The sequence below is a fragment of the Oceanobacillus massiliensis str. N'diop genome, from assembly GCF_000285495.1.
Classification (GTDB): Bacteria; Bacillota; Bacilli; order Bacillales; family Amphibacillaceae; genus Oceanobacillus; species Oceanobacillus massiliensis.
Map to the genome: position 1 here is coordinate 706,686 of NZ_HE610976.1, position 22,086 is coordinate 728,771.

At 42.2% G+C, this 22,086-nt stretch carries 22 protein-coding genes; all 22 read right to left on the bottom strand.

Annotated features, from left to right (window positions below):
• Positions 1–2: 2 nt before the first annotated feature.
• Positions 3–959: an ABC transporter permease gene (locus tag OMHG_RS03415; RefSeq protein WP_010648338.1), complete on the bottom strand. Its 957-nt coding sequence runs from the start codon at positions 957–959 to the stop codon at positions 3–5.
• A 2-nt stretch (positions 960–961) separates the two neighbouring features.
• Positions 962–1,894: an ABC transporter permease gene (locus OMHG_RS03420; RefSeq protein ID WP_010648340.1), complete on the bottom strand. Its 933-nt coding sequence runs from the start codon at positions 1,892–1,894 to the stop codon at positions 962–964.
• Between the two features lie 54 nt (positions 1,895–1,948).
• Positions 1,949–2,773: a M55 family metallopeptidase gene (locus tag OMHG_RS03425; protein WP_010648342.1), complete on the bottom strand. Its 825-nt coding sequence runs from the start codon at positions 2,771–2,773 to the stop codon at positions 1,949–1,951.
• A gap of 398 nt (positions 2,774–3,171) precedes the next feature.
• Positions 3,172–4,512, bottom strand: coding sequence for a UDP-N-acetylglucosamine 1-carboxyvinyltransferase (gene murA, locus OMHG_RS03430; protein ID WP_010648345.1), 1,341 nt, complete (start codon positions 4,510–4,512; stop codon positions 3,172–3,174).
• A gap of 35 nt (positions 4,513–4,547) precedes the next feature.
• The gene (locus OMHG_RS03435; RefSeq protein ID WP_010648347.1) at positions 4,548–5,261 is read right to left on the bottom strand and encodes a YwmB family TATA-box binding protein; all 714 of its coding nucleotides are present in this window, start codon (positions 5,259–5,261) and stop codon (positions 4,548–4,550) included.
• Positions 5,262–5,384: 123 nt separating this feature from the next.
• Entirely contained in the window at positions 5,385–5,615 is a 231-nt protein-coding gene (locus OMHG_RS03440; protein ID WP_010648349.1) for a DUF1146 family protein, read from the bottom strand.
• Between the two features lie 439 nt (positions 5,616–6,054).
• A complete protein-coding gene (locus OMHG_RS03445) occupies positions 6,055–6,453 on the bottom strand; it encodes a F0F1 ATP synthase subunit epsilon (RefSeq protein ID WP_010648350.1) in 399 nt (132 codons plus the stop codon).
• A gap of 107 nt (positions 6,454–6,560) precedes the next feature.
• Positions 6,561–7,961, bottom strand: a complete 1,401-nt coding sequence (atpD, locus tag OMHG_RS03450) for a F0F1 ATP synthase subunit beta (RefSeq protein WP_010648353.1) — start codon at positions 7,959–7,961, stop codon at positions 6,561–6,563.
• Between the two features lie 39 nt (positions 7,962–8,000).
• Positions 8,001–8,861: a F0F1 ATP synthase subunit gamma gene (locus OMHG_RS03455; protein WP_010648354.1), complete on the bottom strand. Its 861-nt coding sequence runs from the start codon at positions 8,859–8,861 to the stop codon at positions 8,001–8,003.
• Positions 8,862–8,999: 138 nt separating this feature from the next.
• A complete protein-coding gene (atpA, locus tag OMHG_RS03460) occupies positions 9,000–10,511 on the bottom strand; it encodes a F0F1 ATP synthase subunit alpha (RefSeq protein ID WP_010648356.1) in 1,512 nt (503 codons plus the stop codon).
• Between the two features lie 71 nt (positions 10,512–10,582).
• Positions 10,583–11,125 (bottom strand): F0F1 ATP synthase subunit delta, encoded by a 543-nt coding sequence (locus OMHG_RS03465; protein ID WP_010648357.1) that lies wholly within the window; start codon positions 11,123–11,125, stop codon positions 10,583–10,585.
• Positions 11,122–11,649: a F0F1 ATP synthase subunit B gene (atpF, locus tag OMHG_RS03470; protein ID WP_010648359.1), complete on the bottom strand. Its 528-nt coding sequence runs from the start codon at positions 11,647–11,649 to the stop codon at positions 11,122–11,124. Before atpF ends, OMHG_RS03465 begins: the two co-directional genes overlap by 4 nt.
• Positions 11,650–11,779: 130 nt before the next feature.
• Positions 11,780–11,992 carry a F0F1 ATP synthase subunit C gene (gene atpE, locus OMHG_RS03475; protein WP_010648360.1) on the bottom strand — a complete coding sequence of 71 codons (213 nt, stop codon included), beginning with the start codon at positions 11,990–11,992 and terminating at the stop codon, positions 11,780–11,782.
• A 44-nt stretch (positions 11,993–12,036) separates the two neighbouring features.
• On the bottom strand, positions 12,037–12,759 hold the full coding sequence (gene atpB / locus OMHG_RS03480; RefSeq protein ID WP_010648361.1) for a F0F1 ATP synthase subunit A: 723 nt from the start codon (positions 12,757–12,759) through the stop codon (positions 12,037–12,039).
• 110 nt (positions 12,760–12,869) lie between these two features.
• Positions 12,870–13,259, bottom strand: coding sequence for an ATP synthase subunit I (locus tag OMHG_RS03485; RefSeq protein WP_010648363.1), 390 nt, complete (start codon positions 13,257–13,259; stop codon positions 12,870–12,872).
• A 564-nt stretch (positions 13,260–13,823) separates the two neighbouring features.
• A complete protein-coding gene (locus OMHG_RS03490) occupies positions 13,824–16,019 on the bottom strand; it encodes a S8 family serine peptidase (RefSeq protein ID WP_010648364.1) in 2,196 nt (731 codons plus the stop codon).
• Positions 16,020–16,566: 547 nt separating this feature from the next.
• Complete coding sequence (gene upp, locus OMHG_RS03495) at positions 16,567–17,196, bottom strand: uracil phosphoribosyltransferase (RefSeq protein ID WP_010648367.1); 630 nt, start codon at positions 17,194–17,196, stop codon at positions 16,567–16,569.
• A 135-nt stretch (positions 17,197–17,331) separates the two neighbouring features.
• Positions 17,332–18,567, bottom strand: coding sequence for a serine hydroxymethyltransferase (locus tag OMHG_RS03500; protein WP_010648368.1), 1,236 nt, complete (start codon positions 18,565–18,567; stop codon positions 17,332–17,334).
• A 63-nt stretch (positions 18,568–18,630) separates the two neighbouring features.
• Positions 18,631–19,200: a TIGR01440 family protein gene (locus OMHG_RS03505; protein ID WP_010648371.1), complete on the bottom strand. Its 570-nt coding sequence runs from the start codon at positions 19,198–19,200 to the stop codon at positions 18,631–18,633.
• 87 nt (positions 19,201–19,287) lie between these two features.
• A complete protein-coding gene (locus tag OMHG_RS03510; protein WP_010648373.1) occupies positions 19,288–20,577 on the bottom strand; it encodes a methyl-accepting chemotaxis protein in 1,290 nt (429 codons plus the stop codon).
• Positions 20,578–20,600: 23 nt separating this feature from the next.
• Positions 20,601–21,197, bottom strand: a complete 597-nt coding sequence (locus OMHG_RS03515; RefSeq protein ID WP_044476694.1) for a low molecular weight protein arginine phosphatase — start codon at positions 21,195–21,197, stop codon at positions 20,601–20,603.
• A 285-nt stretch (positions 21,198–21,482) separates the two neighbouring features.
• Positions 21,483–22,031 (bottom strand): manganese efflux pump MntP, encoded by a 549-nt coding sequence (locus OMHG_RS03520; RefSeq protein ID WP_010648376.1) that lies wholly within the window; start codon positions 22,029–22,031, stop codon positions 21,483–21,485.
• Between the last annotated feature and the right edge of the window lie 55 nt (positions 22,032–22,086).

Sequence of the window (22,086 nt, forward strand, 5' to 3'; positions counted from 1 at the left end):
ACCTACTTCCTTAATTTCGGATCAAGCGCATCCTGCAGTCCATCACCAAGGACGTTGAAAGCAAACATCGTAAAGGAGATAAAGAATGCAGGGAAGAATAATGTCCACCAATTCCCCGATATAATGCCGCCTAATGCATCATTTGCCATGACACCCCAACTGGCATATGGCGCCTGGATTCCAAGTCCAATGAAGCTTAAAAATGCTTCAGCAAAAATTGCCGATGGAACGGTCAATGTCATTTGGACAATGATTGGGCCCATTGTGTTTGGAAGTAAATTTTTCCTGATAATCCGTGACGACTTGGCACCAAATGACCTGGACGCGAGAACATGTTCGTAGTTTTTTATCTGCAGTACCTGCCCCCGCACAATTCGGGCCATTCCGACCCACCCCGTAACGGTCAGTGCAATAATGATTGTCGATAAACTTGGCCCGAGCACAACTAACAGTAAAATAACGACGAGCAAATACGGAAGGCCATATAATATCTCAATAATTCGCATCATGACATTATCTGTCCGGCCGCCTTTATAGCCGGAGATGCCGCCCCAGATGATTCCAACCGTTACGTCAATAATGGCGGCCATCAATCCGACAAAGAGCGATATCCTGGCACCATACCATGTTCTGGTAAAGACATCTCTGCCTGCATTATCCGTTCCAAACCAATTCTCTGCAGATGGGGGCTGATATTGGCTTGGCAGGTCCTGCTTGTTTACCTCATAAGGAGATAGAATAGGACCGAAAATAGCCATGAAGGTCAGAAGCACCAAAAATATCAGACCAAGCATTGCCATTTTATTTTTCACAAGCCGCTTCCATGCGTCCTGCCAATAGGAAAGCGATGGTCTGGATACTGCTTCGGCTTCTCTTGAATCTTTATCCTTGCGATTGAACCATTCATCCGGTATTTGGGATGGAGAATGTGCTGCTTTCATCTCGTTAGCGGGTTTCATTATTATTCCCCTCCCTTTTTATGAAGCTGGATTCTCGGATCCAGCAGCCCATAAGCAATGTCGACCAGAAACAGCATGATGATCAGGAAGGCACTGTAAAAAACGGTCGTGCCCATAATTACAGGATAATCACGCTGATTAATACTCTCAACGAAGTATTTTCCCATTCCTGGAATGGCAAAGATCTGTTCGATAACGAATGTCCCTGTCAAGATACTGGCAAGCAAAGTCCCCATTATGGTAATTACCGGCATCAATGCATTTCTAAGTGCATGTTTAAAGATGATTTTCCATGGGGACAGCCCTTTTGCACGGGCCATTTTTATGTAGTCCTGTGTCAGCACTTCCAGCATCGTGGACCTGGTCAACCTTGCTATAATTGCCATTGGCCCTGTAGCAAGTGCTGTGATCGGAAGAATCATATGCTTCGGACTGGACCATGTCGCTGGAGGCAAGAGTTCCAGGTTTACTGCCAATTGCTGGATCAGCAATGTAGCTAGAATGAAGTTCGGTATTGATATACCCAGCACCGCAACTCCCATTGATAGATAATCGATGAATCCGTTATGTTTCAATGCTGCGATGATTCCTAGTATGATTCCTGATATTACGGCAACGAAAATGGTAATGATACCAAGCTCAAATGAAATCGGAAATCCTCTGGAGAGTAAGTCATTTACAGATTGATTCGGCTGTTTAATAGAGGGGCCAAAATCAAATGTGACGATTGACTTGAGGTATAGCAAATATTGAACATGGTATGGCTCGTCGAGATTATAATGTGCTTCAAGATTGGCCTGTATCGCCTCATTTGACGATTGTTCACTATTGAATGGAGATCCTGGTATACTAACCATCAAAATAAAGGTTAACGTAATAATGATCCATAGCGTCAGCAGCATAATCAAAAAACGTTTCAATATGTATTTCAGCATGTTTTTCCACCCCCGAAGTTACCTGCTTATGTTATCTATATCCAGCTGTCTCTCTTATGAAAATGCTGTGTGCATGGCGAGTTCCGTCATAACAAGCATTGCTTTATATGCCTCTAATATGTCTGCTGCCTCATATCTGACAATGGTAGTGCCAGGTATAATCTCTGTTTTCGGCATCAGATTTGCCCATTCTGCCTGTCCATGATTATTGAATTCAATTTTTAATACCGGCTCAGAAGGTGGAATAAGCGGTTTGACACGTTGCCTATTTTCCAATGCTTCAGAAGCCTTTCCTGTCAGCAATTCACCTGCCTTTACTGGTGACATGCTCTTGACAGCGGACCTGGAAATGGTTTCTTTGACTACGGCTGTTGTCACATTGGGAATCAGCTCCTCTGCCTCTCGACCTGCATGATCATCTCCTGCCACCAATAGGACGGGAACACCGAAATAACCAGCAACATAGGCATTAAATCCCATTTCCCCGATTACGTGGTCATTAATATAAAAGTTGCGAACGGCATGAATCATGGAATGCGATAGGACACCAGGCTGTCCAGCACGGGCGTGATATCCGATAAACATAACCCCAGCATAGCTGCCATCGAGCCCCTGCATCATGGATAGTGGCTTAACATCCCCAGTAATCAACGCCGCATCTGGATGAAGTTCATCTATCAGGATATTATTCATTTTTGAATGGCTGTCATTAACGAGTATCTCTTTACAGCCGAATTGATATGCCGCATCAATTACATAATTCGTTTCCTCTGTCATGATCCTTCTCGCCCGGTCGTAGTTATGCTGACTCGAATCGATATATGTATAGTCTGGAATTCCTGTGATTCCTTCCATGTCCACAGATAAGTAAAGCTTCATGCTGTCATCACCTACAGTTCATTTCATTTTGTTAACTTATTGTTTAATTAGTAATTTTCTATTAATATTATCATAGATTAAACAATTTGAGAAGTTTAATTTTTACTATTAATCAGAATATTTAAGTTGAAGAGGCTACATGAATAGATGAGAATCTGTGGCTGGATTCCGTTCAGGGCTGTCGCATTCCTGGGCGGCTCTTTCAAAAACGAAACACTATAAGGTTTAAAAAAAGTCTACTACACATATTGTGGATATGTTTTGACTCAGCCGAATTTATGCAGATGTGGATAACTTTGATGCAAACAAGCATTTCCAAACAAACAAAAAAACAGGTAGCCCTCAAGAATAAGGCTCACCTGTTTTCGCTTATTTTATTAAATTAATTACTGTATGAATTATAGCTCAGCTGCTAGCTTAACATTCTTATATTCAACTTCGACTGCTGGCATTAATGGTTGTACGACATCTCCATTTTCATCTACACGCTCGATATCGGCACCTAAAGATGCCAGCTTACCAACGATGTCAACATATCCGCGGTCAAGATGCTTCAGTTCTGTTACACGTGTATATCCATTACCGACAAGTCCTGCCAAGATTAATGCTGCCGCTGCACGGAGATCTGTTGCTGCAACCTCTGCACCCTGCAAATCAGATAATCCTTCAATGATTACGCTGCGTCCTTCAATCTTGATATTTGCATTCATACGTCTGAATTCTTCAACATGCATGAATCGGTTTTCAAAAACAGTTTCTGTAATCACACCTGTTCCTTTAGAACGGAGCATTAAAGCCATCATTTGAGATTGCATATCTGTTGGGAATCCTGGATGCGGCAATGTTTTTATATCAGTCGACTTCAGTTCATTTGGTCCAATGATACGCACGCCGTTATCTTCTTCTTTGACTGTTACATTCATTTCTTCCAATTTAGATATTACAGAACGTAAATGCTCACTGACTGCATTTTCAATTAGAACATTTCCTCCAGTTATAGCTGCTGCCACCATAAACGTACCTGCTTCAATACGGTCAGGTATAATGGCATGCTCTGTTCCATGAAGCTTTTCCACTCCATGAATGCGAATTGTTTCTGTACCGGCACCGATAATTTTGGCACCCATTTTATTCAGGTAATTGGCTAAGTCTACAATTTCTGGCTCTTTTGCAGCATTTTCAATGACAGTTTTCCCATCTGCAAGTGCTGCGGCCATCATAATGTTTTCAGTAGCCCCTACACTTGGCATATCCAAATAAATTTTTGCGCCCTTAAGTCTGCCATCCACTCTGGCTTCAACAAAACCGTTGCCAACATGAATATCAGCACCCATTGCTTCGAAGCCTTTTAGATGTAAATCGATTGGACGGGAACCAATTGCACATCCACCCGGCATTGCTACCTTTGCGTGTCCATAACGGGCCAATAATGGTCCCAAAACAAGAACAGAAGCACGCATTTTACGAACATATTCAAATGGAGCCTCTGTTTCCAACTGATTGGAAGCATCCACATATACTGTATTGCTCTCTGCGTTAAATTCCACATCAGCATTTAAATTTCTTAATACTTCATTGATTGTATAAACGTCTGCTAAAACCGGTACCTCTTTGATTACGCTTTTCCCTTCGCTTGCGATAAGACTCGCAGCGAGAACTGGAAGTACTGCATTTTTGGCACCTTCAAGCCGCACGGTGCCATTCAATTGGTGTCCGCCTCTTACGATGATTTTTTCCATGTTTTTAAATCTCCTTCAGATCCAATTTCATTATATTAATATTCATTTATTAGGATAGGTGTTCCTATCGTGTATGTCAGATTCTTGTCGTCGTCAGTTACTACAGCTAATTGTAAATTCATTTGGGTACCCTGTATGATAAAATTTTGCTTCCATAAGTCTGTATACCCGTATATTACTTTTTCATGCGATGAATTTGCAATTGTGTCATTCTGTGTCACAATATGTTCTAAATTGAAATAATTTGTGATTCTTTCCACAAAATCATCAGCCTTCATTATACCACCAATTCCAGTTTTCAGACAAGCAAATATTTTTAAGGATTCAGTAAAGAATTCTTCCTTGATCAAACGTTTGATTGACAAGTATTCACCCTCTATTTGACTGCTCCATTGTGATCCTTCTATTACTGCAATCATCTCTGCTTGGTATGGGTCGGCCTTTGCAATTACAACACTATAGGTTACGTCTATCGCTGCTTCTTTATGAACGTCCCTAAGAAGATATTTTATTACATTCTCATCCTCTGTCATAGTGACTAATCTACTATTTTTCATATCTTCTACGATTTGGTTTATCTTTTCTATATCCAATGTTTCCTTTAAAGTTACTTGCCAATGATCGATCGCTACTCCCTGCTCCTGCGTAAAGGTTGCCAAGTCAATCATTTCATCCCTTTCCATTCCGTTAACCATTGGTTTTGCTGTAAGTAAGATAAGTAATATGTATATCACTGCAGTTTTTTTCATCAAAAGATCCCCCTGTCCGAAACTATTAATTATAGTTTTGACAGGGGGATCACGTTACATACTATACAAATTACGACAATCCAATAGATTGAGAGATTTACAAAAGCTATCAGATTAAATATATTAGAATAAATATATAAGGTCACCTGACCATCTCAAAATTTCAAGGAAAAATCTGCTGACACCACTTCCTATTACGATTGCAAGGAACAGCAGGAACATCCTGCCCTCTTTGGTGCGGCCTTTTTTAATGATTGGTTCGAAATTCATTGCAAGCACCAGTCGCCAGGTGACATAAATGAAAATGATATGCGAAATCATACTAATAAGCGCTGTTTGTCCAATTGAAAACATAAGTACCACCTTTTTTAAAGTTCTATTATTACTCTGTCATTGCTGCATATATATGTCAATGTCATGTATTTTAGCAATTTAAACGTCAGTTCATGTTATTATTTCTACCATCTTCTCTCCATTTCCCGGGAAATATCGACAAGGACTGAGGAATTTAACAAGAACAGAAGATATCATTTCAAACCATTTAAAAAAACTCTTACAACATGAAGTTATAAGAGTTTTTATATCATTTGAATTGGACATGATGTCGATCATTTATCTACCGAGACATCCATATCCAACTCTAGTCCCCATTGCATATTATGCTAACCAACACACCGCGTAGCCAAGTGAAAGGCAGTCTGGCCGTAATAGCCGCAGATATCTGCAATCTAAAGACCTGCTGCCTTTCTGCCACGGATTCGTTAAGTATGACTATTGCTGGGGACTTTTGCTTTTATTGATTGCCTACATTCAGGCGATTCATTGCGCGTTTGAGTGCTAATTCAGCCCGGGTTTTGTCAATATTGTCTTGATTTGCTTGCAGACGACGTTCCGCACGCTCTTTTGCTTCTTGCGCGCGCTCTACATCGATTTCTGAAGCCTTTTCTGCCGATTGAGCAAGAATCGTCACTTTATCTGGCTGTACTTCCATAAAGCCGCCATTAATCGCCAGTTTCTGCGTCTCATTACCGTTTTTCAGACGAACTGCGCTGATTTGCAATGGAGCTACAAGAGGAATATGGCCAGGTAAAATACCGATTTCACCGGTTTCAGCCTTACAAACAATCATGTCAAAACTGTCTTCCAAAACCGGACCGCCAGGAGTAACAACACTCACATCCAGTGTTTTCAATGTAACCCCTCCTAAGACTGGCAAGAAGGAATCCTCGATGAACTAATCAAATAGATCCATCCGAGCATTATTCAGAGATATATCCCTGACCTTCCACCTTCAGTCTATTATTCCATACCTTTTGCTTTTTCTAATACTTCTTCAATACGTCCAACTAGACGGAAAGCATCCTCTGGCAGGTCATCGTATTTCCCTTCAAGTATCTCTTTGAATCCGGCAACTGTTTCAGCTACAGGAACATAAGAACCTTTTTGCCCTGTAAATTGCTCAGCAACGTGGAAGTTTTGAGATAGGAAGAATTGAATGCGACGTGCACGTGAAACGACTAATTTATCTTCATCGCCAAGTTCGTCCATACCAAGAATTGCAATAATATCCTGTAACTCTCTATATTTTTGCAGTGTGCGCTGTACTTCAGTTGCCACTCTATAATGCTCTTCACCAACGATTTCCGGATCTAATGCACGTGAAGTGGAGGCTAGTGGATCCACTGCAGGATAGATACCTTGCTCAGAAAGTTTACGATCTAAGTTTGTCGTTGCATCCAAGTGAGCAAATGTTGTAGCTGGAGCCGGGTCAGTATAGTCATCGGCAGGTACATAGATAGCCTGGATTGACGTTACAGAACCTTTATCCGTAGATGTAATACGTTCCTGTAACTGTCCCATTTCCGTAGCAAGTGTCGGCTGGTAACCAACGGCAGATGGCATACGGCCAAGTAGTGCCGAAACCTCTGAACCTGCTTGTGTAAAGCGGAAAATATTATCGATAAAGAGCAATACATCCTGCCCTTGCTCATCACGGAAATACTCAGCCATTGTAAGTCCTGTTAATGCTACACGCATACGTGCACCAGGCGGCTCGTTCATTTGTCCGAATACCATCGCTGTTTTAGCTATAACACCGGAATCTTTCATTTCATAGTAAAGGTCATTACCTTCACGAGTACGTTCACCAACACCGGCGAATACGGAGATACCGCCATGTTCTTGAGCGATGTTGTTGATCAGTTCCTGGATTAATACGGTTTTACCTACACCCGCACCACCGAAGAGGCCGATTTTACCACCTTTAATATATGGTGCCAGCAAGTCAACCACTTTAATACCTGTTTCCAAAATTTCTGTTTCTGTAGAAAGATTTTCAAAATCAGGTGCCTGACGGTGGATTGGATCCAAACGTGTTCCTTCTGGAAGTGCCTCATCCAAGTCAATCTTTTCGCCAAGTACGTTAAATACTCGTCCTAGTGTAACATCACCTACAGGGACGGAGATAGGTCTTCCAAGGTTTTCTACTGCTGCTCCACGTTTTACACCGTCTGTTGAAGACATTGCAATTGTACGAACACTATGATCACCAAGATGAAGAGCTACTTCCAATGTAAGATCAGAACCTTCACTGTTTTCATTACGGACAACTAAAGCGTTATATACCGCTGGAAGCTCGCCGTCTTCGAATTTTACGTCAACGACCGGCCCCATTACTTGTGTAACGTGTCCTTTGCTCATCGTTTTCCCTCCTAACTTACTTTCAACATGGCCAGGGTGCTATTCAAGCGCTGCTACCCCACCAACAATTTCTGTGATTTCCTGTGTAATAGCTGCTTGACGCGCACGGTTATATGTCAATGACAAGTCATCGATAAGGTCTGATGCATTATCTGTTGCACTTCTCATTGCTGTCATACTGGCGGCATGCTCACTTGCTTTTCCATCCAGCAATGCACCGAAGATTAAGCTTTCGGCATACTGTGGTAAAAGAACTTCCAATATCTGTTCCTGGTTCGGATCATATTCATAATCATTATTTACTGCACCATGCTCATGAAGATTCTCGATAGGAAGCAGTTTTTTTGCTGTAACCTGTTGAGAAATAGCACTCACATAGTGATTATAAATAATGTTTAATTCATCAATCTCCCCATCACTGTACATTTGGACTGTCTCAGAAGCAAGATCCTTAATGTCAGCAAATGTTGGATGGTCTGCCATACCAATGATACTATTGGAAACAGGCAGATTTCGTTTTTTGCAATAATCATAGCCCTTGCGTCCAACTACAATTATCGTATATTCATCTGTACTTTGATGACGTTTTTGAATGGTATTCATCAGGTTTTTTAATACATGACTGTTGTAAGCACCAACTAATCCACGGTCAGAAGTGATCACCAGGTATCCTGTCTTCTTCACTTCGCGCTTTGTCAGCATAGGATGCTGAACATCCGTATTGCTGTTCGCAATACTTGCTACAACTTCCTGAATCTTATCTGCATATGGCACAAAACCCTTTGCGTTTTGCTCTGCTTTACTCATTTTAGAAGCAGATACCATTTGCATTGCACCAGTAATTTGCTTTGTCTTTTTTGTTGAATCTATTCGACCCTTCAAATCTCTAAGTGATGCCAAGCTTTTTCACCACACTTTCCTGTCAGAGGCTGAGGCCGGAAATAAAGCTAACATTAACTTGAATCCCGGTCCTTTATTCTCTTTTCGAAATCTATATTGAAGATAATCATCTATATATAGAGATGCATCATTCATTCATTAATTATTTGTTGGTAAAAATGTTTTCTTGAAAGCCTCAATAGCAGATCTCATTTCACCATCATCCGGAAGTTTGCCTGTTTCACGGATAGTTGTGAATAATTCATTGCGATTGCTTTCAACCCATACATTCAATTCGCTCTCGAAACGAAGTACATCTTCCACTGGAATATCATCCAGGTATCCTTTTGTTAATGCAAAAAGAATCATAACCTGTTTTTCAACTACCATTGGCTTATGCAACCCTTGTTTAAGAACTTCTACCGTACGCTGACCACGGTTCAATTTAGCCTGTGTTGATTTATCAAGATCGGAGCCAAATTGGGAGAATGCTTCCAGTTCACGGAATGATGCCAAGTCAAGACGCAATGTTCCCGCTACTTTCTTCATCGCTTTAATCTGAGCCGATCCACCTACACGGGATACGGATAATCCGGCGTTAATCGCTGGACGCACACCAGAGAAGAATAAATCAGACTGCAGGAAGATCTGTCCATCCGTGATGGATATAACGTTTGTTGGAATATATGCTGCAATATCACCAGCCTGTGTTTCAACGAATGGCAGTGCAGTTAAGGAACCGCCACCCAATGCGTCACTAAGTTTGGCAGCACGTTCTAATAGACGTGAATGCAAGTAGAATACATCCCCTGGGAATGCTTCACGGCCTGGAGGACGACGAAGTAATAGGGAAAGTTCACGGTATGCTACCGCCTGTTTAGATAAATCATCATAAACAACCAATACATGTTTACCGTTGTACATAAATTCTTCACCCATTGCAACACCTGTATATGGAGCAAGGTATAATAATGGAGCAGGATCAGATGCACCAGCAGTAACGACGATTGTATAATCCAGTGCGCCATATTTACGGAAAGTTTCAACTGTGTTTCGAACAGTAGATTCTTTCTGGCCGATAGCTACATATATACAAATCATATCCTGATCTTTTTGGTTTAGAATGGTATCTACAGCAACAGTAGTTTTACCAGTCTGACGGTCACCAATGATAAGCTCACGCTGACCACGGCCGATCGGTACCAATGCATCAATTGCTTTGATTCCTGTCTGTAATGGTTCATCAACAGATTTACGATCCATTACTCCTGGCGCAGCTGCTTCAATTGGACGAGATTTAGCCGTTTCGATTGCACCTTTACCGTCAATTGCTTGACCTAAAGGATTCACAACGCGACCTAATAATTCCTCACCAACAGGCACTTGCATGATACGTCCTGTACGGCGGACTTCATCGCCTTCTTTAATACCAGTGTAAGGTCCGAGAATAACGATACCAACGTTACTTTCTTCCAGATTCTGAGCTAGTCCCATTACACCATTTGAAAATTCAAGTAGTTCCCCAGCCATTGCATTATCAAGTCCGTGTGCTCTCGCAATACCGTCCCCGATTTCAATAACTGTGCCGACATCATTAACTTCGATATCTGCATCAAAGTTTTCGATTTGCTGTTTAATTAGTGTACTGATTTCTTCAGCATTTATGCTCATACCATTTCACCCCTATCATCAATTGTTACATTCTAGAAATGTAAAAAAATATCGCTCTCAAGTTGTCTTTCTTAGTTTGCAGACACTATTTTTCGAGAAATACGATTTAGTTTTCCGCTTACTGTTCCATCATAGATGGTGTTTCCAACACGGATTTTCACTCCGCCGATAACAGACGGATCTACTACGTTCAGCAGGTTAATTGAAGTCTTACCCAATCTTTTGGAGAAGGATAATTGCAATTGCTGCTTTTCCGAATCTGATAATTCACGAACTGAATATACAGTAGCTTCTGCTATTCCTTTTGCATCATTCACCAATTGGATGAAATGATTGATAATGGAGGGAATGGCGTCTGTGCGATGTCGTTCGACAACCAATTTGATTGTATTGACAACATCGATATGAACGCCTTGAAACACTTCAGAAATAAACTGTTTCTTCTTCACATTATCTATTTTAGGATGTTTCAGGATTGTAACGAGTTGTTTGTTATTCTTGAAGACTTCACGAACCACGCGGAATTCATCTGCATATTGTTCCAATGAGTTCTTTTCTTTTCCGAGTTGAAAAAGAGCATCTGCATAACGTTTGGCAACTATTGCTTCACTCATCGCTCTTCTCCTACCTCTTTGATATAATCATTGATCAATTGCTCCTGATCCTGTGCACTGATTTCTTTCTCAATAACTTTGCTTGCTATTAGTACAGACAAGGAAGCGACTTTATCCTGAAGCGCTTGGATTGCTCTTTCTTTCTCACTTTGAATATCAGCTTGTGCAGCCTGAATAATCCGATCAGCTTCTTTTTTGGCTGAATCTATAATATCCTGCTCCTGCTTGATACCAGCAGTCTTCGCATCTTCAATCAATTTCTGTGCTTCTTGTTTTACTTGGTTCAATTGTGCAGCTGCTTCTTTTGAAGCTTGCTCAGCCTCCAAACGGCTTTTTTCTGCAGATTCAATTTCTCCAGCCACATATTCCTCACGTTCTTGCATCTTGCTCATGAGTGGACCCCAAGCGAATTTCTTCAACAATGCCAATAAGATTAGGAAGCAGATTAATTGCACGAGCATATCTCCAACTCTTAATCCACCAACACTAGCTCCGATTGTCATAAAATCCATATATGAATGCACTGATTTCACTCCTTTCACCGTGACTTCACATCTATGTTATTTCTATTTTACCGCCTTAAAGTTACATAAAGGAATGGCGAAGATTCTGTAGTAATGAACTTCGCCATTATATTTCTGATAAAAATGCGATTTACATAAAGATAGCCATAAATGCGATAACCGCTGCGATGATCGGAATCGCCTCTACTAGTGCTACCCCGATAAACATTGTACCTTGTAATGCGCCTCTTAATTCTGGCTGACGTGCGATACCCTCTACTGTTTTACTAACGATCATACCGTTACCAAGACCAGCACCTAATGCTGCTAATCCGATTGCTATTGCTGCTGCTAAAGCTTCCATTGAATATTTCCTCCTTTTATAGTAAACCTAAATAATTTTTTTATTTAATGGTCAGTGCTCACTTTGTGAGACATATATACCATTGTTAACATAACGAATACATATGACTGGATGGCACCAATAAATAAACTAAATCCTTGCCAAACAATCATCGGCAATGCTGCACCAAAGAAACCAAGTACTGAAGATGTTCCCAGTCCTACAAGCAATGCCAGCAGAACTTCACCCGCATAGATGTTACCAAAGAGACGAAGACCCAATGTAAGGGTATTGGTGAATTCCTCAATTATTTTAAAAGGCAACATTAATGGCACCGGGCTTACATAGTCTTTAAAATACGCTTTTGTTCCCCGTACTTTAATACCATAGAAATGTGTTAATACTACAACCATTGCTGACAGTGTCAACGTCAACGTGGCGTCGGCCGTTGGTGATTTCCACCATAGATCATGTTCTATTACTCCGACAGTCATCACACCCGCAAGGTTACTCACAAGGATATAAAAAATGAGTGTCAATCCAAATGGTAAAAATACTTTACCTGTCTTCCAATCCATTGTGTCGTTGACAATTCCTTTAACGAACTCAACAGCCCATTCCATGAAATTCTGCATCCCTCTTGGTTTCATTTGCAGTTTCCGGCTTGCGAGCACGCAAAATATAAAAACAATCAGCGATACCACGAAGACCATGAAAACGTTGGACAGATTGAAATCCAGCCAGGAGATGCCAAGGACGTCTTCAACTATTGGAGCTGTATGATCCAAATTTATCACCCCTTTACACTAATTGAATAAGAGAATGTTCAATGCTTGGGTTAATCCTTCAGATTGAACATCATCTATAGAAGCCGTTCATACTTTACCCCGCCAATGGTTTAATTGTGATTTTTTCTGTTTGCGATGATTCGAGAAGCAACATCCAGGCATATCACGATGTAAGAAGAGATGAGACCAAAAACTACGGCAATAATATGAAAGGTTTCATTAAAACGAAGTGCGATCAGCACAGTCAGCATTGTTGCAGCGAGTCTTGAGAAAGTCCCAAGTCCTCCGCGCACTTTACCAGTTTCAACAACTGCTTTCCCTAGTGCTTTTGTTTTGTGCTGAAGCAGCCAAAGATTATAGAAGCTTACTGCACTGCCTAATAAGAGACTATTAAATATTTCTTGGTACGATGAAAAACCGGATCCTATTACCATAATCGCAATCAGATAGAGCATCCATTTACGTTGCCGGGTAATCATTTGATCATATTCAGTAATCATTTACACTACTCCCCTGCACCGTAACAAAGACACATGCTTTTGCTTGCAATTATTCGAAATCCCGTCAACCTGTTCATGCATCCGTTTCCAATACCAACGAATCCACTAGTACCAATCCATACTTCCCAGTATTATTATACTTCATTCTGCAGCTGGAAGCACGGTCAAACCATGACAGCACTTTATGTAACAGAAGTCATTTAAAATAACAAATGCTACTGTAATGCGGAGGCGAATTTTAAGATCTAAAAGTTCGACAATCTATTAAAATAATTGCAGTAAAAACGCAATGCATTTCACCCCACATTAAGCAAGTTTACAATAGCCTGACCACTGTTGTCAATTGGAATCCAAGATAAATAACATTTAATTAACAATGCCTATTTTCCAAGGGAAAACTGCATTTTCCAAAAATATTCTTCGATTCCAGAATAAAATGGTTGACTATTGCACACAAAGTATGTCTCATGGGTTTGACCCAAACTTCATTATAAATGAAATTCGGGTCTTAAAACATGACATTTTTGTGAACGAAGGCTTTTTTTCGCTAAAATGTTACAATATCTATTCTATATAGATTAAGGACTGATTGGTTTCATAGGAACCGTCTTCCAGGTAGACCGTTACAATAGCTAGATAGTAGCCACTTTTTCCGGCTTCTTTTTTTGTGATTTCCCCTTCATGAAGGCCTGTCTCCAATTCTTCCGATTCCAATAATTTCCGCTCAAATTGAAGGCTTTCCGGGTTATATAGATCGACTTCCATACGTCTCGCTGGTTCCGTAGTATAAATACTGTAATGGTATACATCATCAGAAAAGCCTTTTAATGTGAATTCAAATCCTGCTGTTTTCGGCTGGTCTGCATGCTGGTTCACGAATATATATGGCAGATGGTATTTCTGCCCTTCTTGATTTAAGGTCAGCCAGTCCTGATGAACCCCCTCCTCAAGCCTCGTAGTTGTTACATTCAAGGTAATTGGTATGCTCCTTTTCTCATTCGCTTCAAGCGTGAAGGAAGCAGGTATATCCCAAGATAATCCCTTTTTCTTCTTCGGATAGGTAAAGGAATAGGTTTGGCTTTCACCTGTCATGTTCTCAATTTCAAGCTCATACCGGAGCTCTTCCCGGTAGTTATCGACCATGCCAAGATTCAGTTGTGGATTATGGATAATGGTAGCTGTGTCGATGGCTGCTTTAGGCTGAATTTCTCCCATTCCTTGAATGGTTGGGATGGATGCATCCTGCTCTTTCAAATGATCGGCAGTCGTCTTCAGAGCACCGATTATCTGCTCCCTTGTCCATTCCGGATGAGCCTCTTTAATGAGAGCGACCGCACCCGTGACATGTGGTGCCGCCATACTCGTTCCATCCATCTGCTGATACCCTCCAGGTACCGTACTCCATATTGCAGTGCCGGGCGCAAGCACATCAGGCTTGATATTCCAATTTACGGTGACCGGTCCTCGCGAGCTAAAGGGTGCTGTTGTACTGCCCTGATCGAGATAGCTGGTTTCTATGTAAAATGGCTGCTTCGATGCTTGTGTTTTCAGCCATTCACCATCTTCTTTCGAAACAGTCGCCACTGGAATATTCAACGGATCCTTCTCATTATCTACAGATCCTTGAAATGGACCATCTTCATTATTATAGATAACTGCAGCAATTGCACCTTTCTCTTCTGCTGTTTTTGCCAATTCATAAAATGGAATCCTCCCTCGCTGAATCAATGCAATCTTGCCGCTTAGAGAAACATCGGTGCCAGCTTCGGCCTCGATAAGCTGATTGGATCTGATGATTTCCCATGGGGGAGATCCGATCATCTCACTTAATTGGATCGATTTATCCTCCAATGTGTCGTACAAAAAAGGCACTTGCATAGGCATGGTGGAAGCACCTACTGACAATGCCTGATCTGCTGTCGCCGGAGAACCTACTGTCCAATCATCCGGTCCACTGTTGCCATTCGCAATTACAACCGTTATCCCCATTTCAGAAGCTCGGTTTACCGCCATACTCGTCGGGTAATCCGGTACATTGACATTATTCCCCAATGAAAGGTTAATCACATCTACCTCATCTTCAATCGCCTTCTCCATTGCTGCTATCACCTGTACAGAAGTCCCCGCACCCCCTGGTCCGAGTGCCCGATAGGAATAGATTTGCGCATCGGGGGCAACCCCCTTTATATCCCCATCTGCTGCAATAATGCCTGCAACATGGGTGCCGTGTGATGTCGGGACACCCTGCTCTGGCAAGCTCTCCATCGGATCATCATCCAAATCGACGAGGTCGTATCCAGATTGATAATTATTTTTAAGGTCGGGATGCTCATAATCAATCCCGGTATCAATGACCCCAACTTTTACTCCCTTTCCTGTATATTGGGTCGTATTGATGTCGTTTGGCTGAATAGCCTGCTCGATTTCCGAATTTGCGCTGTTCCAGCTGAAGGATCCATAACGCTGGGTTGCACTGCTCCATTCAAGCGCTTCATACTGCTGAACAGTATGGATGCTTTTGATAAATTCCAGCGATTCCATTTTTTCAAGATTAGCTGGACTTCCTTGTAATGCCAATCCATTGAATAACGTATCATAGACCGCAACTACCTCTATAAATGGATGATACGCTTCGATGTATTCTTTATGCTCGCTTGGGTCCCCTTCTACTTCTATGATAATCGACTGGAGATCTTCTTCTGCATGGATGGCCGATGGGATGATTAATAGCAGGATTAAAGTTATGATGAATTTTCGCACAGGTGGCAGCCTCCTTTTAGCTATAGGATTTGTGAAGGCGGGCTGGATTATGCATGGAAGATGACGGGGTTGGGGTTCGGTTGGGGTTGGGTGCGGGGGTGCAAGGGGTGGAGTGCGTGTGCGGGGATGCGGATAGGGCCGGAGCGGCCGGAGTGCGTGTGCGGGGATGCGGATAGGGCCGGAGCAGGCCAGAGTGCGCGTGCGGGGATGCGGGATAGGGGCGGAGCGGACGCAATTCCGCGGTAATTTGAATTATTCCGCGCTTTTGGATGGTAATTCCGCGGTTTTGCTCGTTTTTCCGCGGTTTCGCCGATTATTCCGCGGTTCTCTCCGTTTTTCCGCGGTTCTGCCATTTATTCCGCGGTTCTCTCCGGTTATTCCGCGCTTCCTCCGGTTATTCCGCGCTTTCCACCTCAATTCCGCGTTTCTAGTTTAAACTTACTAAACTAAAAATAAGGCAGCTGTCATCTCCTATAAGATAACAGCTGCCTTACTTATACTATTCGACAAAATTCGGGAAGTGACAGGCACCTTTGTGGCACCTCTTTTATTTTGTGCCGAAGAGGCGGTCGCCGGCGTCGCCGAGTCCTGGGATGATGTAGCCATGGTCGTCCAATTTCTCATCTAATGCTGCGAGGTAGATATCAACATCAGGGTGTTCTTTTTTGATTACTTCTACCCCTTCAGGTGCTGCAATCAGGCACATGAGTCGAATGTTTTTTGCGCCGCGCTTTTTGAGGGAGGCGATAGCGTCACTTGCTGAACCGCCAGTTGCAAGCATTGGATCGATAACGATGAGTTCACGTTCATGGATATCAGACGGTAATTTAATGTAGTATTCCACTGGCTTTAAAGTCTCGGGATCACGGTATAATCCGACATGTCCAACCTTTGCAGCCGGGATAAGCTTGCGGACACCGTCAACCATCCCAAGTCCTGCACGCAGGATTGGAACGAGGCCGATTTTCTTGCCGGCCAATTCTTTCGATTTTGCGATTGTTACCGGTGTTTCAACGTCCACTTCTTTTACCGGCAAATCCCTGGTAATCTCAAAGGCCATTAACATGGCTACTTCATCAACCAGCTCGCGGAATTCCTTTGTTCCTGTATTTTTATCTCTTATGTACGTTAATTTATGCTGAATTAACGGATGATCAAATACGAAAACATTACTCATTGTCAGATCACTCCTTCAAAATTGTTATATCTTTAAGAATTGTACTTAAAAATAGACAAGCTTTCAAGTTTAGGTAGCATCTTGTTAGAAAAACATAACAAGGATGCCCCGAAAAATCGTGGCATCCTCATCAATTTATGCATATAATGGAAATTTCCCAGTCAGTGCAATCACTCGTTTTGCTGCCTCTTCCAATTTAGCTTCATCATCATGGTTCTTCAATGTAAGCGAGATAACCGAGGCAATTTCCTTCATTTCCTTTTCACCAAATCCGCGGGTAGTAACTGCCGCTGTTCCGATACGGATTCCACTTGTTACAAATGGACTTTCCTGATCAAACGGAATTGTATTTTTATTTGTCGTTATTCCGATATCATCTAGTGCCTTTTCTGCAACTTTTCCTGTCAGGTTAAGTGGTGTCACATCCAATAGGAGCAGGTGGTTGTCCGTTCCGCCGGATACAATACGGATTCCTTCCTTCGTCAATGCCTCTCCAAGTACTTTGGCATTGTTGACAATGTTTTCGGCATATGTCTTGAAATCTCCGGATAGAGCTTCTTTAAAGGACACTGCTTTAGCGGCGATAACGTGCATTAATGGGCCGCCCTGAATGCCAGGGAAAATGGATTTGTCGATTTGCTTTGCATATTCCTCTTTGCAAAGAATCATGCCGCCGCGCGGACCTCGTAATGTTTTGTGTGTAGTTGTTGTAACAAAATCAGCATATGGTACAGGGTTTGGATGCATACCTGTTGCGACAAGTCCTGCAATATGTGCCATATCCACCATTAAATAAGCATTTACTGCATCAGCGATTTCACGGAATTTGGCAAAATTGATGGTTCTTGAATATGCGCTTGCGCCTGCAACAATCAATTTCGGCTTTACTTCTTTTGCTTTCTCTAAAATTGCATCGTAGTCAAGCTGTTCTGTCTCCTTGTCGACACCATAATCGACAAAGTTATATAGCTTACCACTAAAGTTGACAGGGCTTCCGTGTGTCAGATGCCCACCATGGTTCAGGTTCATACCGAGGACCGTATCACCGGGTTCAAGTACGGAAAAATAAACAGCCATATTCGCCTGTGCTCCTGAGTGGGGCTGTACATTGGCATGATCTGCTTCAAAAAGCTCTTTTGCACGATCGCGGGCCAGGTCTTCTACTACATCAACATGTTCACAACCGCCGTAATATCTTTTTCCAGGATATCCTTCTGCGTATTTATTCGTTAAAATGGATCCCATTGCCTGCATCACTGCCTGGGAGACAAAATTTTCGGATGCAATCAGTTCGATTTTATCCTGCTGGCGCTTTTTTTCTGCCTGCATTGCTTCGAATAATTCCATATCTGCTTGTTGTACATGTTCCATTAGAAAGCCCCCTATGTATTATAAAAAATATATGATAAGAGGCAGATTTCGCCCCTAAATCATTTAGTTGCAAGTATCATTCAAACGCGTGTCTTCATAGTTGGCGCGACTGCCGCCAATCAGTTTAGGACGGGTGCGTGCCGCTCTTACCCTTGCATTTCCGATATTCCTTTGCTCAAACCGCAGCGGTACAGCAACATGCTTCAAGTGCATCCCTATCATTGTTTCTCCGATATCCATTCCTGCATCTGCCTTGATCGATTCAACGACCACCGGGTCTTTCATATGCTTATATGCATGGGATGCCATAGAGCCGCCTGCATGTCGGACTGGAACAACCGAAACCTGTTCCAGCATGTATCTTGCCGCAGTTTCCCGCTCGACCACTAATGCACGATTGAGATGTTCACAGCATTGAAAAGCAAGCAGTACTCCTGTTCTTTTCTGCAATAGTTTCATTTCATCGAACAGGACCTCTGCAATCTGCTCACTGCCCGAGGTTCCAATATCCTTGCCTGTCACTTCACTTGTGGAACAGCCTAGTACAAACAGCTCTCCTTCACGTAAATAATCACTTGTAATCCATTCTTCTATAATCGATTTTAAATCCGCTTGTATCTTTTCATATGCCATTATTCTTTCACCTATCCTTGTATGATGTCAAGCTTCTTTATACCTATCAGCTTGAATGTGACACGTTACAAAATAGACTTTCTCGAATTAGACTTTGAATCGATTGATCTGTTTATTTAGGGTATGTGCCTGTTCTTCCATTGTATGTGCAAGCTTGTCCACCCGTTCCATTGTTGCCACTTGCTCCTGGATGGCCGCATTTACTTCTTCTGTTCCTGCAGATGTCTCCTCTGCAATTGCTGCAACCTCCTGCGACATTCTGACCGTATCCTGAATGGACTGCAGCTGCTGGTCTACTAGACTTGTTATCATTGCAATCTCAGATGCTACAACATTAACCGATCCGGACATCTGCTCAATCGTAGCATTAGTAGTTGCACCTTTTGCTGCCTCTTTCTTGGCATATGTGACATTGTCATTAATCTTCTCCACCACAAGATTCACATCTTCCTGAATCGCTTCAATCAAACCGGAGATTCGCTGCACAGCCTGAGCACTCTGATCGGCCAATTTCCGAATTTCCTCGGCTACAACGGCAAAACCTCTGCCATGTTCCCCAGCACGCGCCGCTTCAATAGACGCATTCAATGCCAGCAAGTTCGTCTGCTCGGCAATCTCGCCAACAAGGGTAATGATGGTCTCCACCTGTAAGGCATTTTGCTTGAGATGATCAACATCCTTCAGGGAATGCTCCTGATCATCCGCCAATTTCTGAATCCCTTGGACTAGCTGATAAACAACCTTTTTGCTCTCGTCTAACGTACCAAGCATCTCTGTTGATCTTTCCTTCGATTGCTCTGCCTTGTCTTGAACCTTTCTTGCCAGTCCTGTTGCAACTTCAACAGCCTCTGCTGTACTCTGAATTGCCTCTGCGGAACTCTCTGCACCCTTTGAGATTTCATTGATCGACCCGCCAATTAAGGTTGAATGCTGGGTCGCTGCATGGGAAGCTTCCTTCATCTGGATGACCGTTTCATTTGTACTCTCAAAATGCCTATCAATATTATGTACCATTTTATTTAGATTCTGCAGCATCGTACTTACAGCTATAGCAAGAGATCGTATCTCATCATCCGATTTCGGAATATCCACTTCTTGTTTTAAATTGCCGTTTGCTGCTTCCGATGCAATTTTTTCCAGTGTTTCCATTGGTTTTGTAATGACACCTGCTGCCAGGAACGCAAGAACACCAGACCAAAATATACCAAATAGCAAAATCAGGATGATATACCATTCCAGCTGGATTACCCAGAAATTCTGTACATAATCATATAGTACATAAATGAATAGAGCACTGAAAGTATAGGTGATGATTGCCAAAATTGTCGTGAAGATCATTAATTTAAAGCGCAAACCAAACCGATATTTCTTATCCATATCTGCTTCCCCCGGCTACTTCTTTATTTTTTTATTAACAGGTCTATATTTTCATCCAATTCGTCCAATGTTGCTTGATAGGTTTCGAGATTCCCTCCAAATGGATCGGGAATATCGTAGCTGATCAGTCTTGATTCAAGCATTACAATTTGCGTGATATCCTCATTCAAATAATCCTGAAGCTGCTGTTCCAATTGGGCATGGTTCATGTTGGATTGATTATTCCGAATAAAATCCATCCGTTTTTCTTCATAATCTGCATAGGCCTTTTTTAATTCATTCCATACTTTTTTATCGGCTTCTGAGACATATTCCTTAAAGGTATAATATTTATCCTGGTATTCCGGAAAATCCATTATCATGGATTGCTTATGCTTCGCCGTCATAGTCAGGACAATATCAGACCACTGCAGGAGACTGTCTGTGACCGGCTGCGATTGGTGATTCAACTGGATTCCGCGTTCCTGCATCGCTTCTACCGCTTTATTATTTGCGCGGCTATCTCTGCCTGCAAAAATCCCAGCTGACTGTACATTGGCCTCAGGCATTTTTTCTTTCAGCAAAGCTTCTGCCATTGGACTCCTGCACGTATTCCCGGTACAAACAAATAATATATTCATTACGAAACCCCCGTTTATTGACTCTATGACAAATATATCATATTTCACAGTAAAGAAAAGAAGGAGATTTCCAAATTATATTGAAAATCTCCTTCATATCGTAAAGCCCGCTGGAACGCAGATATAGTCTGCGTTGTGCTGGCTGCAGATAGCCAGTACAGTACATTAACATCAAGGAATGTGATAAGGGGGAACACTGTGACAAGGGACTTTGTCATTAAGTGGATAGCAATGATTCTGATTCTGTTGCCGGTGGTCCATTTTCCAACTATCAGCCAGGATTACTCATCCAAACAAGACATATAATCCAAAGCCGCAAAGGATACTGCCTCCCAATAATTCACTGTATGTACCAAGATAGCCATGCACTTTCCGTCCAAGGAGCATGCCTAGCCAGGAGAGGCAGCAACTTGCCGCACCGAATAAAATTAACGTCAAGACCACTTTGACTCCGGTTATTCCAAGTCCCAGACCGACTGAGAAGCTATCTATGCTGACACTCAACGCGATAAGCAAAATTCCTGCTCCGACAGGCCGGAAGCCACTTACAGACTGGTGATTAAAGGCAGAAAAAAACATTTGCGCACCAATGACAAACAGCAATGCTCCACCCGCTAATGCAGTCAGCTCACCGATTTGATTTGATATTGCTTTTCCGAGCAGAATCCCGGTAAGCGGCATAAAAATATGAAAAATCCCTATTGCCAATCCAATCAATGCTATGCGCTTCAACCGCAGCTGCTGCATCCCGATACCGAGACTTACGGAAAATGCATCCATACCGAGAGCAATTGAAAGTACTATCATTGATAGGATTTCATGAGAAAAAAACATTCCTTATTCCCCCTTGGACATGCTTGTTAAGTCTATGCATGTAAGATGGGACATA

Bases quoted from the DNA above. Each gene is read 5' to 3' on its own strand.
- OMHG_RS03415 (WP_010648338.1), bottom strand. From the start codon at position 959: ATGAAACCCGCTAACGAGATGAAAGCAGCACATTCTCCATCCCAAATA.
- OMHG_RS03420 (WP_010648340.1), bottom strand. From the start codon at position 1,894: ATGCTGAAATACATATTGAAACGTTTTTTGATTATGCTGCTGACGCTA.
- OMHG_RS03425 (WP_010648342.1), bottom strand. From the start codon at position 2,773: ATGAAGCTTTACTTATCTGTGGACATGGAAGGAATCACAGGAATTCCA.
- murA (WP_010648345.1), bottom strand. From the start codon at position 4,512: ATGGAAAAAATCATCGTAAGAGGCGGACACCAATTGAATGGCACCGTG.
- OMHG_RS03435 (WP_010648347.1), bottom strand. From the start codon at position 5,261: ATGAAAAAAACTGCAGTGATATACATATTACTTATCTTACTTACAGCA.
- OMHG_RS03440 (WP_010648349.1), bottom strand. From the start codon at position 5,615: ATGTTTTCAATTGGACAAACAGCGCTTATTAGTATGATTTCGCATATC.
- atpD (WP_010648353.1), bottom strand. From the start codon at position 7,961: ATGAGCAAAGGACACGTTACACAAGTAATGGGGCCGGTCGTTGACGTA.
- atpA (WP_010648356.1), bottom strand. From the start codon at position 10,511: ATGAGCATAAATGCTGAAGAAATCAGTACACTAATTAAACAGCAAATC.
- OMHG_RS03465 (WP_010648357.1), bottom strand. From the start codon at position 11,125: ATGAGTGAAGCAATAGTTGCCAAACGTTATGCAGATGCTCTTTTTCAA.
- atpE (WP_010648360.1), bottom strand. From the start codon at position 11,992: ATGGAAGCTTTAGCAGCAGCAATAGCAATCGGATTAGCAGCATTAGGT.
- OMHG_RS03485 (WP_010648363.1), bottom strand. From the start codon at position 13,259: ATGATTACTGAATATGATCAAATGATTACCCGGCAACGTAAATGGATG.
- upp (WP_010648367.1), bottom strand. From the start codon at position 17,196: ATGAGTAATGTTTTCGTATTTGATCATCCGTTAATTCAGCATAAATTA.
- OMHG_RS03500 (WP_010648368.1), bottom strand. From the start codon at position 18,567: ATGGAACATGTACAACAAGCAGATATGGAATTATTCGAAGCAATGCAG.
- OMHG_RS03505 (WP_010648371.1), bottom strand. From the start codon at position 19,200: ATGGCATATGAAAAGATACAAGCGGATTTAAAATCGATTATAGAAGAA.
- OMHG_RS03510 (WP_010648373.1), bottom strand. From the start codon at position 20,577: ATGGATAAGAAATATCGGTTTGGTTTGCGCTTTAAATTAATGATCTTC.
- OMHG_RS03515 (WP_044476694.1), bottom strand. From the start codon at position 21,197: ATGAATATATTATTTGTTTGTACCGGGAATACGTGCAGGAGTCCAATG.
- OMHG_RS03520 (WP_010648376.1), bottom strand. From the start codon at position 22,031: ATGTTTTTTTCTCATGAAATCCTATCAATGATAGTACTTTCAATTGCT.